Origin of the sequence: Lysobacter sp. yr284 (assembly GCF_900107375.1) — a bacterium.
Lineage (GTDB): Bacteria > Pseudomonadota > Gammaproteobacteria > Xanthomonadales > Xanthomonadaceae > Lysobacter.
In genome coordinates this window covers 111,366-125,288 of the sequence record NZ_FNPT01000015.1, presented here as the reverse complement: position 1 = coordinate 125,288, position 13,923 = coordinate 111,366, and the positions used below count along the sequence as shown (strand labels likewise).

Sequence of the window (13,923 nt, the reverse complement as noted above, 5' to 3'; positions counted from 1 at the left end):
ATCCAAAGCTTCCGTCCGCAAGCGGCCGGGTCACTTTCTTTGTCCAAAGCAACAAAGAAAGTAACCAAAGAAAGTGCATTCTTTTTTCGGATCAAAAGCCACTAGGTCCAGCACCGGGCGCGGGGCCGCGCCATAAGGGGCCTCCTGCCCCATGGCGCGCGCGCGCATCCATGCGCGCGCCCTCCGGGGCTGCGGCACGTGGGATTCGCGTGGGGTTGCGTCCGAGCGAACGGCAACGGCAAATGGATTCCGGCTTTCGCCGGAATGACGCTAGGTGGCATCGCCATAGTTGGGTGCTGCGATGACAACTTGCGCAGCGCCTGCAGCGGGCTACGAAACCGGCCAAAGCCCCTGTAGGAGCGACGCGAGTCGCGACCGCGCGCTCGCAGCCACGACGAATCCCCGATCATCTGATCATCAGCGCGACATCGCGCGCGCGCACGACCGCCCGCCGGTCGCATCCGAAAAATCCGCGGCGGCCGTCGGGCCGCCGCGGCTGCGCGCGGCTCAGCGCGGCTTGCGGAAACGCAGCGTCATCCGGTCGCTCTCGCCGATCGCCTTGTACTTGGCGGCGTCCGCGGCCTCGTGCTGGTTGCTCGGCGGCAGGGTCCACACGCCCTTGGCGTAGTCCTTGGTGTCGCGCGGGTTGGCGTTGACCTCGCTCTTGCCCTCGAGCCGGAACCCGGCCGCTTCGGCCAGCGCGATCACCTGGGCCTGGCCGACATAGCCGGACTTGTCGTCGGCCGGCACGTCGCCCTTGGCGCGGTGCTCGACCACGCCCAGGGTGCCGCCGGGCTTGAGCACGTCGTAGAAGCCCTTGAACATCACTTCGGCCTGGCCGGCCGAGCGCCAGTTGTGGACGTTGCGGAAGGTCAGCACCACGTCGGCCGACGCCGGCGCGCCGAACGCCGGCTTGAACGGATCGTAGGCGGCGATGACGGCGCCGCCGTACTGCGCCGGGGCGTCGGCGAACTTCTTCTCCAGGCCGCTCTTGGCCTTGGCGAAGTAGGCGCGCGAGCTGTCCTTGGTCTGGCTGTCGGGATCGACCACGGCGGCCACGTAGCGGCCCTTCTCGCGCAGGTACGGGGCGAGGATCTCCGAGTACCAGCCGCTGCCGGGGGTGATCTCGACTACGGTCTGGTCGGGGCGCACGCCGAAGAACTGCAGGGTCTCCAGCGGATGGCGGTAGCCGTCGCGGGCGACGTTCGCCGGATCGCGCCAGCTGCCGGCGACGACGCTCTTGAGCGAGCCGCCGGCAACGGCGGCCGCTGCGGCCTTGCGCGCGGCCGGCTTGGCCGTGTCCTTCGCCGCTTCGGCGGGCTCCACGCGCTCGGCGGCGGCCCGCTCGGCCGGCGGCTGCGCAGTCTTCTCGTTGGTCCGCTCCAGCGTCTGCTTGGCCGCGGCCGGCGCTTCGGCTGCCGGCGTCGCCGCGGCAGGGGGTTGCGCGGCCGTCGCCGGCGCGGCAGGCATCGCCGCGACCGGCGCGGGCGCCGGATTCTGCGCGGCCGGTTCGGCCTGCGGCTGGGCGACCTGTTCCACGGTTTTCGCGGCCGCCGCGTCGGTGGCGGCCTGGGTTTCCTGGGCATGCGCCGCTGCGCAGGCGCCGGCGGGCAACAGCGCGGCGAGCAGCAGGCGGGCAAGGCGTTGACGTTCCATGCAACGGACTCCAGTGGCGTTCAGAAAACCGCAGCCTACCGCAAAGCGTTCGGCGGCCGCTGTAGCGCATCTGTGCCGCGGCATGCGCGCGCTGCCTGCCGGCGCGTCCGCAGTTGCGGCCGCGCGCCACATCGCGCGGCCGCTCAGCGCGGTTTCGCGCGCGGTTTTCGCGGCTTCGGCGCGGGCGCCGCCGCGGCCGCCGAGGGATCGCGCGCGGCCAGGTCCGCATCCATCTGCTCGACGTACTGGCGCGCCTGTTCATGCAGCCAGGTGCGGAAGGATTCGAGCCCGGCGTGATCGATCGAGCGCTGCGGATACACCAGATAATGGCCCCAGTCGATCTTCAACCGGCCCTGGCTCAGCGGCACCAGCTGGCCGTTGCGGATCAGCAGCCGGGTGCGCGCCAACCGCCCCAGCGCCACGCCCAGGCCCTCGACGGCGGCGCGGTGCATGGTCTCGGAGTCGTCGAAGTGGGCGACGAAGCGCGCCGGCGGCTGGCCGCCGTAGCGGTCGAACCAGTCCTGCCAATACGTGGACAGGTCGCCGAGCAGCGGCCAGCGGTGCAGGTCTTCCTGCGCCGGCAGGCCGCCCATGCGCGCGACCAACTCCGGGCTGGCCACCGGCACCAGGGTCTCGTCGAACAGGTGTTCGATCACCAGCCCCGGCCAGCGGCCGTAGCCGCCGCGCATGGCCGCGTCGATGCCCGGTTCGCGGTCGAAATCGACCAGCGCCGAGGACGAGAACAGGTTGAGTTCGAGCTGGGGATAGCGGGCGACGAAGCCGCCCAGCCGCGGCACCAGCCAGGACGAGGCCATCGACGCCATCAGGCTCAGGGTCAGCACCTCGTCGCGGCGCGGGCTGTACGGGCGCAGGGCGTGGTCGAGCGCGTCCAGGTGCGGCGCCACCACCGACAGCAGGCGCTCGCCGTCGGCGGTCAGGCGCACCCCGCGCGGGCCGCGCTCGAACAGGCGCCGGCCCAGGCGCTCTTCCAGGGTGCGGATCTGGTGGCTCAACGCGCTGACGGTGAGGTGCATCTGCTCGGCGGCGCGGGTGAGGTTGCTCAAGCGCGCGGCGGTGGCGAAACCCAGCAGGGCGTGCAACGGCGGACGGTTCATCGCGGCGGTCCCGGAAGGCGGCTCAGCGTTCGATCCAGCTCAAGTCTGGCTTGCAAACGTATCGCTTTTTGGGCGTCCGTGGCGAGCGTAGTTTGAACCTCGCCCGCAGCGCCCCGGCGGCTTCCCCGCCTCGGCCGCGCTGCCCCACAGGAGACCCGGCCATGAATATCTACAAGAACCTGATGTTCCTGCACGGCCATTTCGTCGATCCGCGCGATGCCGACGACGACGAGCGTCCGGCCGCGCCGGCGCCGGCGCCGGCGCAGCGGCCGGCGACTTACGTTCCCGCCTCGCGACCGGCTCAAGCCGCGCCGCGCGCCGACGGGCGCCGCGGATGGCTGCGGCTGTGGCCGGCGCAGAGCGCGCGGGTCGAGCCGGGTTGCGACGGCGCGCACTGCGCCTGAATCCGGCCGTGAGCCGGCGGCGCCCGCCGCCGGTTCACGGCAGCCGCCGCGCCGACGGATACGGCGCCACGTCGTTGATCCGCCCGGCCGCGAGCCCGGCCTGCACCTGCCGCCACCACTGCACCTGGAAGATCTCGCCGTGGGCGTGCATGAGCGCCCCCAGCAGCGGCGGCGACAGGCCGAGGAAGCGCGGGAACTGCTCGGGGAAGACGTCGTTGCCGTGGGCGTAGAACCACGCGCCCGACTCCATCTCTTCCTCGTGGTTGCGCGGCGCCGGCACCTCGCGGAAGCGGCAGTCGCTGACCAGGCACAGCTCGTCGTAGTCGTAGAAGATCGCCCGGCCGTGGCGCGAGACGCCGAAGTTCTTCAGCAACAGGTCGCCGGGGAAGATGTTGCTCAGGGCCAGGTCGCGGATCGCCTGGCCGTAGTCGATCGCCGCCGCGCGCGCGGCCTCCGGCGGCTGCTCGCGCAGGTACAGGTTGAGCGGGCGCAGGCGCCGCTCGACATAGCACAGGTGCACGACCAGGTCGTCGCCGTCTTCGGTGATGCTGCCGGCGCAGGTCGTCATCAGCTCGTCGAGCAGGTCCGGGGCGAAGCGCGCGCGCGGGAACCGCAGGAACCGGAACGGCTGCGCATCGACCAGGCGGCCGACGCGGTCGTGGTGGAACACCAGCGAATACTTGGCTTCCACGTCCTCGCGCGCGACTTCCTTCGGATAGGCGAAGCGGTCGCGGATCAGTTTGAACACCAGCGGATAGCTGGGCAGGGTGAACACCGCCATGACCATGCCGCGCTCGCCCTCGGCGCGGATCAGGCGCTCGCCCGGCTGCGCCGCGAACTGGCGGAAGAAGGTGCGGTAGCGCTCGGTCTTGCCCTGCTTGGCGCGGCCGAGCACGGTGTAGAGCTCGTCGATCGGCTTGCCCGGCAGCAGCGTGCGCAGGAACACCACCGCGTCGCCGACGGTCGGCAGGTCGGCGTGGAAGTAGCTGCGCGAATAGCTGAACAGCTGCACCACCTCGGCGCGCAAGGTCAGCACCGCATCGACCCGCAGCGCGCCGCCGTCGTTGACCAGGGCGATCACGCACGGCGAGAAGCTGCGTTCGCCGAACACCCGCCCGACCAGATAGGCGCGGCGCTCGCGGTAGAACACCGTGTCCAGCAGTTCGACCGCGCGCACCGGCTGCGGGCCCCAATGCTGCAGGTCCTCCTGCAGCCGCACCGCGATGCCGGCCGCGCAGCGGGTGCGATGGGCGTAGGGCACGGCGAAGGGGTAGTCGTCGAGCACGCGCATGAAGGTCTCGACCAGCCGCTCGCCCGACACCGCATAGCTGTGCCGCGCCACCGGATGGGTGATCGCGTCGGTCGGCTCGATGTCGAGGGCGACGAATTCCAGCGCCGGGTCGACGCCGCGGGTCTTGAAGAAGCGCCGCGTCAGGGTGTTGAAGAAGGTCTTGTACAGCTCGCCGTCGAGCAGCGGCGCGACGATGCCGGCATAGGCCTCGCGCACCTGCGCCCACAACGCGCGTTCGTGCGCGCGCTGCCCCAGCCGCGCCTGCAGCGCGCGTCCGGCCTCGCCCACGCACAGGTCGTACAGGGCGATGCGCTCGACCGCGTCCTCGCGCGCGCCGTTCCAGTCGCAATGCTCGAAGCGGCCTTGCGCGCGCCGGGTGATCGCGGCGAAGCGCGCGTGGTAGTCGGCGAACGCGTCGCGGATCTGGCTGGCGACGGCGACCGCTTCGGCGAGAGCGTCGGGGGCGGCGGACATGGCCGCAGTGTACGGCGGCGCGCGCACCGCCGTGGCATGCGCGCGGCCGATTTCCTTTCCGGCGAAACCGTCATGGCGGCCCGGACACGGACGCCCGCGCTCGCCGCCGCCGCGCTGCCGCTGGTTCGCGACGGCGCCGGCCTCAAGGGCAAGCGGATCGGCCCCGACGGCGAGCGGGTGCTGCCGGTGCGGTTCGCGCCGGCGCCGGCGCCGGCCCGCAAGCGGCGCGAGAGGATGCGGACGCTGGAGGAGGCCCACTACGAGAACGACGACGGCCGAGCCGTCCGCGTCGCCGCTCCCGCTCACACCCCACCCGAATTTCCTACTGTCATAACCGGCAAAATCCGATGCACTTCTCGAAAACATCGGAGTACCATCCGGCGCGACGGTGCAGGGATGCCTCTACGCGCCGATCGGACCGGCCCGCTGAGGGGGCTGTCCAGGCGGCGCCGCCGCTGGACCGCATCGCGCCGGAACCGCTCGCCGCCCGCGTCTGTGCGCTCGAACCGGGGCCTGGGGCCCCGTGCCTTTCCTGACGAGAGCGACACATCCATGGTTCAAAAGATCATCATCGGCGTGCTGGCCGCGGCCTTGATCGCGGTCTGTTCGATCTGGGGCTACAGCACCTGGCAAAAGCAACAGGCCGCCGCGCCCGTGCCGGCCGCGGCGCCGGCCGCCGTGGTCGAGCCGGCCAAGCCCGTCGACGCCGCGCTGCCGGCCGAGACCGTGCCGGTCGCCGCCGAGGCGGCGGTGGCGGAGAAGGCCGACGGCACCCACTTCACCTACAAGTACGTCTCCCCGCGCAGCCCGCAGCTGCTGTCGATCTACAACATGGCCAGCGAGATCGACGTGCTGCGCAACCTGCCCGAGGTCAACCAGCTCGACGGCTGGCTGACCCTGCCGCGGCCGATCAACTTCATCACCGCCGAGTGCGGCACCATCAACGCCTTCTACGCCCGCGACAAGGGCGACGTAGTGCTGTGCTACGAGATGCTGGACATGCTGGTGAAGCAGGGCGCGGCGATCGCCCAGGCCAACGGCGGCAGCACCCGCGACCAGCTCAAGTACCTGATGGCGAACCTGCGCTTCCTGATGCTGCACGAGACCGGCCACGCCCTGGTCGACATGCTCGACCTGCCGCAGACCGGCCGCGAGGAAGACGCGGTCGACCAACTCGCCACCACCTTGATGCTGTCCTTCGTCAGCGCCGACGAGTCCGAGGGCGACATCGCCCAGAACCTGCAGCTGGCCTCGAACTTCTTCCTGCTGACCGACAGCGGCAACCACGACATGGCGACCTACGCCGACGAGCACTCGGTCGGCGCGCAGCGCTTCTTCAACCTGCAGTGCATGATCTACGGCCACGATCCGGGCAAGTACCTGCGCATCGTCACCAGCGGCCGCCTGCCCGAAGCGCGCGCGCTGCGCTGCGAGGACGAGAGCAAGCAGATCACCCGCAACTGGATGCGCCTGATCGAGCCGAACATCGCGCCCAAGCACCGCATGACCCGCGAGGAAGAGCAGGCCAAGATCGACCAGATCAAGCAAAAGCAGGTCGAGAACGCGCCGGCGCCGTACGTGCGCTGATCGCCGCTGCGACGGCAAAAAGGGCGCCCCCGGGCGCCCTTTTCGTATGCGGCCGAAGCCGCTGTAGGAGCGGCGCAAGCCGCGACCGCGAATCCGCGGCGACGGCGCGGCCTTCCCGCCGGCCGTTGTTTCGCTCGGGGGCGGTTTTCTTCGTAGGTGCGGATGCGCGGTCGCGGCTTGCGCCGCTCCTGCACGCGGTGGTCGGCGCTATCAGCCTTCGTTGCCGTCCGGCATCAGCAGCACCAGCGGTTCGCAGGCCTTGTCGGTGCAGCCCCAGCGCCGCACCGTGTCGCCGTCGATCCAGGTCGCGGTCGCCGCGGCGTTGATCTCGAAGTCCCACTCGCGGCCCTGCGCGCGCAGGCGGCCCTTGATCGAGCACGGCAGCCAGTAGAACGCGTCGTGGGTGCCGTCGGGGTACTCGCGGCTGGCGCGGAAGAATTTCGCCGCCTGCTTCGCATCCAGCGTCCACTTCGCGCAGGCCGCGCGCACGGCTTCGTCCTTGCTGGCCGGGTCGAACGCGGCCGGGTCGATGCGGGTCACCACCACCGCGTCGGCGGGCTCAGCGGCGCGGTGCGGCGGACTGCACGCCGCCGTCGACAGCAGGGTTGCCAGCAGCAGGAACGTACAGGTCCGCGCCTTCGCCCTGGGTCTTGTACGAGATCGCATCGTGCTTGTAGACGTCTTTGTCATTGAGTCCGTACTCCTTCTGCAGCGCGCCGACGAGCTTGTTGATCGAGGCGGTCTGCTCGGCCGTGGGCGCGTCCCAGGTCTTGGTCTTGGCGTTGTAGCTGCCGACCACCTCGATGCCGACGCTGTCGTCGTTGGTCGGGAAGCGGTCGGGATAGGCCTTGGCCTTTTCGTGGTCGTGGATCGCCTTCGGGTTCCAGCCGGTCTTGTCGAACCAGGCCTGCTCCTGCGCCGAGCACGTGCCTTCCTCGACGCAGCGCCCCTTGACCTTGCCGACATGATAGGTCTTCTGGTCGAGGCTGGCGGTCTGGTGGATCGTGCCGTCCTTGTCGATCAGGAAATGCGTGCCGGTGCCGCTCTTGAACGCGTCCAGCGCGCTCTTGGCGGTGGCCGATTCGGTGCGGTGCATGACGATGCCGTGGTGCGCGTCGATCGGGCCCTTCTCCAGCGCCGCGATCGGCTGGCGCTTGATCGCCGGGTCTTCGAGATAGCCGTCCTTGTCGACCTGGCTGGCGTGGGCGTAGCCGGCCAGGGTCTGGGCCGCGTCGACCTCGCGCAGCGACAGCGGCACGCCGACGCGCTGCGCCGCCGGCGAGGACGGATCGCCGCGCACCGCGAACAGCGACGGCACCGGCGCATCGGCGCTGCCGGCGACCACCCGGTCGAAGCCGCCCATCTGCGGGTGCTGCTTGAGCTCGGCGTACAGGCCGGCGGCGAGGTTGCGCGCCTGCGCGTCGCTCCATGGACCGGCGGCCTTGACCGCGTCGTAGGTCTTCTGGAACTGCGCATGGTCCGGATGCGCGGCGTCGTAGGGAAACCGTGGCGTGCCCATGGGGATCCGTCCTGTGGTCGGCCGATCGCGAGGATCGTTGCGCGCCCACGCTGCCACGCGCGCCGGCGGCGGGCAAGCCGCGCGCCTGCGCCTGCGCGCCGGCCCCTGCGCCCGCGCGCCGCGGCGAGGCGCGCGCATTGGCGATTTCGCCGCAGCAGGTGTCGACCCGGTCACAACCGCGCCCGTTCGCCGCCGGCCCGCCGTGCGCATCGCCGTTCGTCGGCGATGCGCCGCGCTCAGTGCGGCGGCGCGGCAAGGTCCGCGGCCTTGCGCTCGAACGCCGCGCGCGGCAGGCCGACGTAGGCGACGAACACGGCCACCGCCTGTGCGCGGCTGGCGACGCTGAAGTCGAGGCCGCCGCCGCGGCGCAGCAGGCGCGCGAGCAACGATCGGCGGGTCAGGCGCTGGCTGTGGAATGCGAACCGGTCCTCGCCGAGCGGGCGGGCTTCGAGGAAGTCGCGTGCGTCGCGGTACAGGGCGATGCCATGGGCGCGGCCGCGCAGCGCGGTTTGCGCCTGCGTCAGCAGTTCGCCCAGGCGCGCCGTCGGCACCCGGCCGAGCGGCTCGCTGGCGCCGTCGTCGTAGAAGCGGTAACCGTGCAGGTCGATCGTCATGTTCGTCGCCCGCCGGGCGCCCGCATGAGCCTGCGGCGATCCTAGCGCGCACCGCCGGCGCCGCCATGCCGGCCGTCGTCCGCCGTCGCGCGGCGCCGTGGCGGGATTCGCCGCGGGCAAAAAAACGGGGCGCCGAAGCGCCCCGTTTTTCGCGACCCGAAACCGCGCCGCCTCAGAGATGCTTGATGATCTCGTCGGCGAACTCCGAGCACTTGACCTCGGTCGCGCCGTCCATCAGGCGGGCGAAATCGTAGGTCACGCGCTTGGACGCGATGGCCTTGTCCATCGCCGCGATGATCGCGTCGGCGGCTTCGGTCCAGCCCAGGTAGCGCAGCATCATCTCGCCCGACAGGATCACCGAGCCCGGGTTGACCTTGTCGAGGTCGGCGTACTTCGGCGCGGTGCCGTGGGTCGCCTCGAACACGGCGTGGCCGGTCACGTAGTTGATGTTGGCGCCCGGCGCGATGCCGATGCCGCCGACCTGCGCGGCGAGCGCGTCGGAGAGGTAGTCGCCGTTGAGGTTCAGCGTCGCCGACACGTCGTATTCCTTCGGACGCAGCAGGATCTGCTGCAGGAAGGCATCGGCGATCGCGTCCTTGATGACCAGGCCCGCGCCCGGCTTGCCTTCCGGAATCACGTGCCAGGGGCCGCCGTCGAGTTCGACCGCGCCGAAGGCTTCGCGCGCGATCTGGTAACCCCAGTCGCGGAAGCCGCCTTCGGTGTACTTCATGATGTTGCCCTTGTGGACCAGGGTCACCGACTTGCGATTGTTCTCGATCGCATATTCGATGGCCGCGTGGACCAGGCGGGTGGTGCCCAGGAACGACACCGGCTTGATGCCGATGCCGACCTCGACGCCCAGTTCGCGGCGCGGCGCGCCGACTTCGACCAGCGCGTCCTGCCAGGCGTCGATCTTGGCCTGGGTGCCGAAGCGGATCTTGTCGAACGCCTGCGGGAACTCGGTCTGCAGGAAGTCCAGCACCTTCTTCGAGTCGGCGCTGCCGCCGGCCCATTCGATGCCGGCATAGATGTCCTCGGTGTTCTCGCGGAAGATCACCATGTCGACGTCGCCGGGCTTCTTGACCGGCGAGGGCACGCCCTCGAACCAGCGCACCGGGCGCAGGCAGACGTACAGGTCGAGCATCTGGCGCAGGGCCACGTTGAGCGAACGGATGCCGCCGCCGACCGGCGTGGTCAGCGGGCCCTTGATGCTCACCAGGTAATCGCGGCAGGCCTGCACGGTGCCGTCGGGCAGCCAGGTGCCGTAGGTGTTGTTGGCCTTCTCGCCGGCGTAAACCTCCAGCCACTCGATCTTCTTCTGGCCGCCGTAAGCCTTGGCGACCGCGGCATCGAGCACGCGCACCGAGGCGCGCCAGATGTCGGGGCCGGTGCCGTCGCCTTCGATGAACGGGATGATCGGGCGGTCCGGCACGTTCAGGCCGGTCGGGGTCTTGGTGATCTTGGCGCCGCCGGAGGGCGGCGTCGCTACGAACTCAGTCATTACGATCTCCAGTGGGGCCGCCCGTGCGCGGGCGCATGGACGGAGCAGGGTTCCTGCGGCCTGCGGGGTGGCGCTGCGGGCCGGCCGGCCATTGTCGCGGTTCGCGGGAGGGGAGGCAAAGTGCGGGGTGGGTCGCTGTGTTGCGGACGGCGACGGCGGCGACCGGGACTTGCTATGGTGCCGCGTCCGGATCGGCGCCGCCGGCGGTCCGCAGCGCGCCAAGGCAGGCAAGACAGCACGATGAACGATGCGCCCAACAAGACCCAGATCGTGCGCGCCGGCATGGAACGGCTCTCGCGCGATGTCGGCGAAGGCTTGGCCGGGCTCGGTTTCGCCCGCAGCCGCAGCAAGTTCTGGACCCGACGCCACCCGCACCACCTCGATTTCATCCATCTGTTCCGCTCGGGCAGCAGCTACGGCGCGCCGTACAACGCATCGGTGAGCGTGCGCGTGCACCTGGGCATCGCGGTGCTCGACGACGAGCGCGAGCCGACCTGGCTCAACGGCCCGGACAGCAGCGACATGGCGCTGTTCCACGCCGACCGCTTCCATTTGCGTTTCAATGCCGCCACCGGCAGCACTTACGAACGCTGCCTGGAGGACGTGTTGCGCTTCGCCACGACTCGCGGCGAGCCCTGGTTCTCGGCATGGCGCGAGCCGTCCGCCCTGCTCGATGGGGAGCGCTCGCCGTTGGACGGCGAAGCGCGCGCGGCGCTGGCCCGCTCGTTGCGCGGCGAAGCGTCGTCCGAGCGGATGGCGCTTACGCTGAAACGCTTCGGCGTGGCGGTGGCGGGCGCCCGGCAAAAGCCGCCGCGCGCGGCCGAACCGGCGTAGTAGCGGCGGCGCCTGCGGGAGGCTGCGCATGAGCGTGCAACGCATCGCCGAAGACCGCTGGAGCGGGGCCGAACCGTTCTGGTTGTGCGTGCTGCCATGGACGAGCCAGGCGTTCGAACGGCGGTGGGCGGTGGGGGCGTTCGCCGAATATCCCGACGACGGCCTGGGCGTGTGCCGCGCCGCGGTACTGCGCATCGGCGCAACCGCCTGCCTGGCCCAGGCCCATCCGCAAGGGCCGCCGGGCTGCGAGCGGGTGGTGCTGTCGGTCGCCGCGGACTCGGCGGACACGCGCCGCGATCTCGACGATGTCCTGCGCCACCTGGGCCTGAGCGAAAGCGAACTGGCCGCGGTACGTCCCGGCCTGGGACCGGCGTCCTGGCAACTGTGGCGCCTGGACGACAACGGCAATGAATTCGAAATGGCCCGGTTTCAGACTCAGGGCCATGCCGAATGGGTCGGCCGGCAGTACCAGGCGAACGGGCACAGGCAAACGTATTTCGTGCGCGGGCCCGCGGCGCCTGCGGCAGCGGCACGCATGGGGGAGTCGGAAGGATCGGCTGCGAGCTGACCGCAGGATTCGACACGAGGCATCGCCACGATCGTGGCGGCCGCCGCGCAGGCCAACGGCGTGGCGACAGCGCCGGTTTGCGCGCCGCTGCCCGCAGATCGGGCATGCTGCGCCTGTCGGGCGTATCGGAGCGTCGTCATGGAAAAGATTCTGTTCGGCCTGATCGGTCTGCTGTTGATCGGCCTGAGTACGCGCGCGATCGTCAGGCGCCAAGCGGAGATCGAAATCGGCGACAGCGACTCCAGCGACCCCGACAGCGTCACGGTGCGCGGATGGGCGGCGATCGTCCTCGGCGTGCTGGGCATCGTCGCGGGGCTCGGCATCATCGCCAAGTTCGTGCTCTGAGCCTTATCGCGGTGCGGTAGCGAAACTCAGGCGCTGCGCCAATCCGCCGGCGTCAACGGCGCCATGCCATGCAGCGCCCGCGCCCTGTCGCACTGCGCGCTCGGCGCCGCGTCCGCCCACGCCGCCTTGAGTTCGCGGCAGGGCGAGGGCCGCAACGGATAGATGCCGCAGTGCGCGTCGTGGGCGACCTGGCCGCGCAGTTGTCCGCAGCGCAGCGGTGCGCCGCCGTAGGTGCCGCGCATGGCCACGCGGTGCGGGTCGAGGGGTTCGGTCGATGCCGCCGGGGTCAGGCCGTCGGGGTGCGCGTCGGTCTCGCTCCAGTGGAAGGCGACGCGGAAGCTGGCGCAGCAGGCGCCGCAGCGCAGGCAGGGGTGGGTGGCGTCGGACATGGCGGCCGGCGGAGGCTGGGTGGGAACGGCGCCGGATGCGCCGAAGGCCGGCGATTGTCGCATCCGCCACGCGCCGACGCAGAGGCGGCGCGAACGGCGGCGCGTTCGCAGTGGGAAACGCAAGCCGGTCAGCATCGCCGCGCCGGTCCGTTCGGCGCCGATCGCCCCGCCGGTCAGGATCGGCGCCAGTCACAGGTCGGAAAACGAACAGCTGAAACTGAACGGCGGCTCGCGCACGACGCTCGTCCCCGAAAGCGGTCCCGCGCGCGCGCCTGCGGTCGGCCGCGCGCAGCCTGCGTCGGCCGCGCGCGCCACGCCCGCGCCGGCTCAGCGCCGGCGCGGCCCGGCGGCGTTCACATCCCGCAGCACTTCTTGTACTTCTTGCCGCTGCCGCAGGGGCAGGGGGCGTTGCGGTCCGGGGTGTCGGCGCGGCGCAGCGGTTCGCGCGAGGTCAGCGCCTCGACCCGGTGGTGCTGCAGGTCGGCGAGCATGCCGGGCAGGCCGGCGACGATCTCCAGGCGCTCGCGGTAGCCCAGCTGCGCCGGCGGCGCGGCCGGGTCCTCGCCGAGCACCTCGCCGCTGGCCAGGCGGTCGAACAGGACGAAGATCTCGTCGATCCAGTCGTTCTCGTCCAGCCAGGTCTCCCAGGTGGCCTCGTGCAGCTCGACCCCGCGGAAGAAGCCCAGCGCCCAGTCGCGGCCGACATCGAGCTCGTCGGGCTGCTCGGTGTCGGGTTCCTCCGGCAGCCACAGCAGCGGGGCGAGGTGGTCGGGCAGGTCGTCGTCGCCGTGGCGCACGCGCGCGGACACCATGTTCCAGTGGCCGATCAGCAGCGCCTGGACCTCGTCGGCCTCGGCCTGGTCGTTCCAGCGCGGCTCCTTGCCGCCCCAGACCGCCGGCTGCCAGTCGGCCGGGGTCGGTTGCCCGGGGCCGACCACCAGGGCCGAGAGGTAGCCGTCCAGCGCTTCGAGGTTGAAACCCTTGTACGGCACGGCGCGCTGGTCGAGCAGTTCGGCCAGGCGTTCGATCTGGTCGTCGTCGAGGTAGGCGGGGGCTTTCATGGGCGGCGCTCGTGGGGCATACGGGGCGTGCATGGTAGTCGCAAGCGCGTGGCCGCGGCGAAAATACCGGCATGACCGCCCGCCTCGCCCCGCCCGCCGCCTGTCCCTGCGACCCTTCGCGCCGCTATGCCGCCTGCTGCGGGCCGCTGCACGCCGGCCAGGCCGCGGCCACCGCCGCGGCGCTGATGCGCTCGCGCTACAGCGCCTATGTCCTGGGCGACCTGGAGTACCTGCGCGCGAGCTGGGCGACGCGGACCTGCCCGGACGCGCTCGAATTCGACCCGGCGGTGCGCTGGCTCGGGCTGGAGGTGAAGCGCCAGCGCGAGGACGGCGACGCGGCGGTGGTGGAGTTCGTGGCGCGCTACCGCGTCGGCGGCGGCAGCGCGGTGCGGCTGCACGAAGTGAGCCGGTTCGAACGGGCCGACGGTCGCTGGGTGTACGTGGACGGCGAATTCCCGCGCGGCTGAGGCGGCGAGTGCTGGCTGCAGGCGCGGCCCACGCCGCGGCATCGTTATTGCGGCGAACTTCCGATGCCTTCGTATCCGCATGTGCGCCTACGCGCGAC

General features: G+C 71.1%; 15 protein-coding genes. 6 read left to right on the top strand and 9 right to left on the bottom strand.

Annotated elements, in window-relative coordinates; genetic code table 11:
* Window positions 1-507 precede the first annotated feature (507 nt).
* Both BLV01_RS18995 and BLV01_RS18990 read right to left on the bottom strand, forming a co-directional pair.
* A complete protein-coding gene (locus BLV01_RS18995; RefSeq protein ID WP_091803551.1) occupies window positions 508-1,326 on the bottom strand; it encodes a class I SAM-dependent methyltransferase in 819 nt (272 codons plus the stop codon).
* A 473-nt stretch (window positions 1,327-1,799) separates the two neighbouring features.
* Complete coding sequence (locus BLV01_RS18990) at window positions 1,800-2,771, bottom strand: LysR substrate-binding domain-containing protein (RefSeq protein WP_091803538.1); 972 nt, start codon at window positions 2,769-2,771, stop codon at window positions 1,800-1,802.
* Between the two features lie 161 nt (window positions 2,772-2,932).
* Here BLV01_RS18990 and BLV01_RS18985 point away from each other — a divergent pair, with 161 nt between their 5' ends.
* Window positions 2,933-3,175 carry a hypothetical protein gene (locus BLV01_RS18985; RefSeq protein WP_091803535.1) on the top strand — a complete coding sequence of 81 codons (243 nt, stop codon included), beginning with the start codon at window positions 2,933-2,935 and terminating at the stop codon, window positions 3,173-3,175.
* A gap of 34 nt (window positions 3,176-3,209) precedes the next feature.
* Here the strand turns inward: BLV01_RS18985 and aceK are convergent, their stop codons facing one another.
* Window positions 3,210-4,940: a bifunctional isocitrate dehydrogenase kinase/phosphatase gene (gene aceK / locus BLV01_RS18980; RefSeq protein ID WP_091803549.1), complete on the bottom strand. Its 1,731-nt coding sequence runs from the start codon at window positions 4,938-4,940 to the stop codon at window positions 3,210-3,212.
* 552 nt (window positions 4,941-5,492) lie between these two features.
* Between aceK and BLV01_RS18975 the strand changes: the two genes are divergently transcribed.
* Entirely contained in the window at window positions 5,493-6,527 is a 1,035-nt protein-coding gene (locus BLV01_RS18975) for a DUF4344 domain-containing metallopeptidase (RefSeq protein ID WP_091803532.1), read from the top strand.
* Between the two features lie 210 nt (window positions 6,528-6,737).
* Here the strand turns inward: BLV01_RS18975 and BLV01_RS18970 are convergent, their stop codons facing one another.
* The 4 genes from BLV01_RS18970 to icd form a co-directional block, all read right to left on the bottom strand.
* Window positions 6,738-7,067, bottom strand: a complete 330-nt coding sequence (locus BLV01_RS18970) for a hypothetical protein (RefSeq protein ID WP_139178863.1) — start codon at window positions 7,065-7,067, stop codon at window positions 6,738-6,740.
* 19 nt (window positions 7,068-7,086) lie between these two features.
* Complete coding sequence (locus BLV01_RS18965; RefSeq protein ID WP_175486112.1) at window positions 7,087-8,046, bottom strand: peptidoglycan recognition family protein; 960 nt, start codon at window positions 8,044-8,046, stop codon at window positions 7,087-7,089.
* Window positions 8,047-8,282: 236 nt separating this feature from the next.
* Complete coding sequence (locus BLV01_RS25675) at window positions 8,283-8,660, bottom strand: hypothetical protein (RefSeq protein ID WP_139178859.1); 378 nt, start codon at window positions 8,658-8,660, stop codon at window positions 8,283-8,285.
* Window positions 8,661-8,832: 172 nt separating this feature from the next.
* A complete protein-coding gene (gene icd, locus BLV01_RS18960; RefSeq protein ID WP_091803524.1) occupies window positions 8,833-10,161 on the bottom strand; it encodes an isocitrate dehydrogenase (NADP(+)) in 1,329 nt (442 codons plus the stop codon).
* A 240-nt stretch (window positions 10,162-10,401) separates the two neighbouring features.
* Here icd and BLV01_RS18955 point away from each other — a divergent pair, with 240 nt between their 5' ends.
* The 3 genes from BLV01_RS18955 to BLV01_RS18945 all read left to right on the top strand — a co-directional run bounded on the left by BLV01_RS18955 (window position 10,402) and on the right by BLV01_RS18945 (window position 11,908).
* Window positions 10,402-10,995, top strand: coding sequence for a hypothetical protein (locus BLV01_RS18955; protein ID WP_091803521.1), 594 nt, complete (start codon window positions 10,402-10,404; stop codon window positions 10,993-10,995).
* A 28-nt stretch (window positions 10,996-11,023) separates the two neighbouring features.
* On the top strand, window positions 11,024-11,563 hold the full coding sequence (locus tag BLV01_RS18950; RefSeq protein WP_091803518.1) for a hypothetical protein: 540 nt from the start codon (window positions 11,024-11,026) through the stop codon (window positions 11,561-11,563).
* A gap of 138 nt (window positions 11,564-11,701) precedes the next feature.
* Window positions 11,702-11,908 (top strand): hypothetical protein, encoded by a 207-nt coding sequence (locus BLV01_RS18945; RefSeq protein WP_091803515.1) that lies wholly within the window; start codon window positions 11,702-11,704, stop codon window positions 11,906-11,908.
* 26 nt (window positions 11,909-11,934) lie between these two features.
* On the opposite strand, the gene BLV01_RS18940 is transcribed toward BLV01_RS18945, so the two are convergent.
* On the bottom strand, window positions 11,935-12,297 hold the full coding sequence (locus BLV01_RS18940) for a YkgJ family cysteine cluster protein (protein ID WP_091803512.1): 363 nt from the start codon (window positions 12,295-12,297) through the stop codon (window positions 11,935-11,937).
* 353 nt (window positions 12,298-12,650) lie between these two features.
* Window positions 12,651-13,358 (bottom strand): UPF0149 family protein, encoded by a 708-nt coding sequence (locus BLV01_RS18935; RefSeq protein WP_091803509.1) that lies wholly within the window; start codon window positions 13,356-13,358, stop codon window positions 12,651-12,653.
* Window positions 13,359-13,429: 71 nt separating this feature from the next.
* On the opposite strand from BLV01_RS18935, the gene BLV01_RS18930 reads away from it, so the two are divergent.
* The gene (locus tag BLV01_RS18930) at window positions 13,430-13,825 is read left to right on the top strand and encodes a YchJ family protein (RefSeq protein ID WP_091803506.1); all 396 of its coding nucleotides are present in this window, start codon (window positions 13,430-13,432) and stop codon (window positions 13,823-13,825) included.
* The last annotated feature ends 98 nt before the right edge of the window (window positions 13,826-13,923 follow it).

What these genes read in the sequence shown, in the direction of transcription:
- BLV01_RS18990 (WP_091803538.1), bottom strand. Translation starts at nt 2,771, where the DNA reads ATGAACCGTCCGCCGTTGCACGCCCTGCTGGGTTTCGCCACCGCCGCG.
- BLV01_RS18985 (WP_091803535.1), top strand. Translation starts at nt 2,933, where the DNA reads ATGAATATCTACAAGAACCTGATGTTCCTGCACGGCCATTTCGTCGAT.
- aceK (WP_091803549.1), bottom strand. Translation starts at nt 4,940, where the DNA reads ATGTCCGCCGCCCCCGACGCTCTCGCCGAAGCGGTCGCCGTCGCCAGC.
- BLV01_RS18975 (WP_091803532.1), top strand. Translation starts at nt 5,493, where the DNA reads ATGGTTCAAAAGATCATCATCGGCGTGCTGGCCGCGGCCTTGATCGCG.
- BLV01_RS18965 (WP_175486112.1), bottom strand. Translation starts at nt 8,046, where the DNA reads ATGGGCACGCCACGGTTTCCCTACGACGCCGCGCATCCGGACCATGCG.
- BLV01_RS25675 (WP_139178859.1), bottom strand. Translation starts at nt 8,660, where the DNA reads ATGACGATCGACCTGCACGGTTACCGCTTCTACGACGACGGCGCCAGC.
- icd (WP_091803524.1), bottom strand. Translation starts at nt 10,161, where the DNA reads ATGACTGAGTTCGTAGCGACGCCGCCCTCCGGCGGCGCCAAGATCACC.
- BLV01_RS18955 (WP_091803521.1), top strand. Translation starts at nt 10,402, where the DNA reads ATGAACGATGCGCCCAACAAGACCCAGATCGTGCGCGCCGGCATGGAA.
- BLV01_RS18950 (WP_091803518.1), top strand. Translation starts at nt 11,024, where the DNA reads ATGAGCGTGCAACGCATCGCCGAAGACCGCTGGAGCGGGGCCGAACCG.
- BLV01_RS18945 (WP_091803515.1), top strand. Translation starts at nt 11,702, where the DNA reads ATGGAAAAGATTCTGTTCGGCCTGATCGGTCTGCTGTTGATCGGCCTG.
- BLV01_RS18940 (WP_091803512.1), bottom strand. Translation starts at nt 12,297, where the DNA reads ATGTCCGACGCCACCCACCCCTGCCTGCGCTGCGGCGCCTGCTGCGCC.
- BLV01_RS18935 (WP_091803509.1), bottom strand. Translation starts at nt 13,358, where the DNA reads ATGAAAGCCCCCGCCTACCTCGACGACGACCAGATCGAACGCCTGGCC.
- BLV01_RS18930 (WP_091803506.1), top strand. Translation starts at nt 13,430, where the DNA reads ATGACCGCCCGCCTCGCCCCGCCCGCCGCCTGTCCCTGCGACCCTTCG.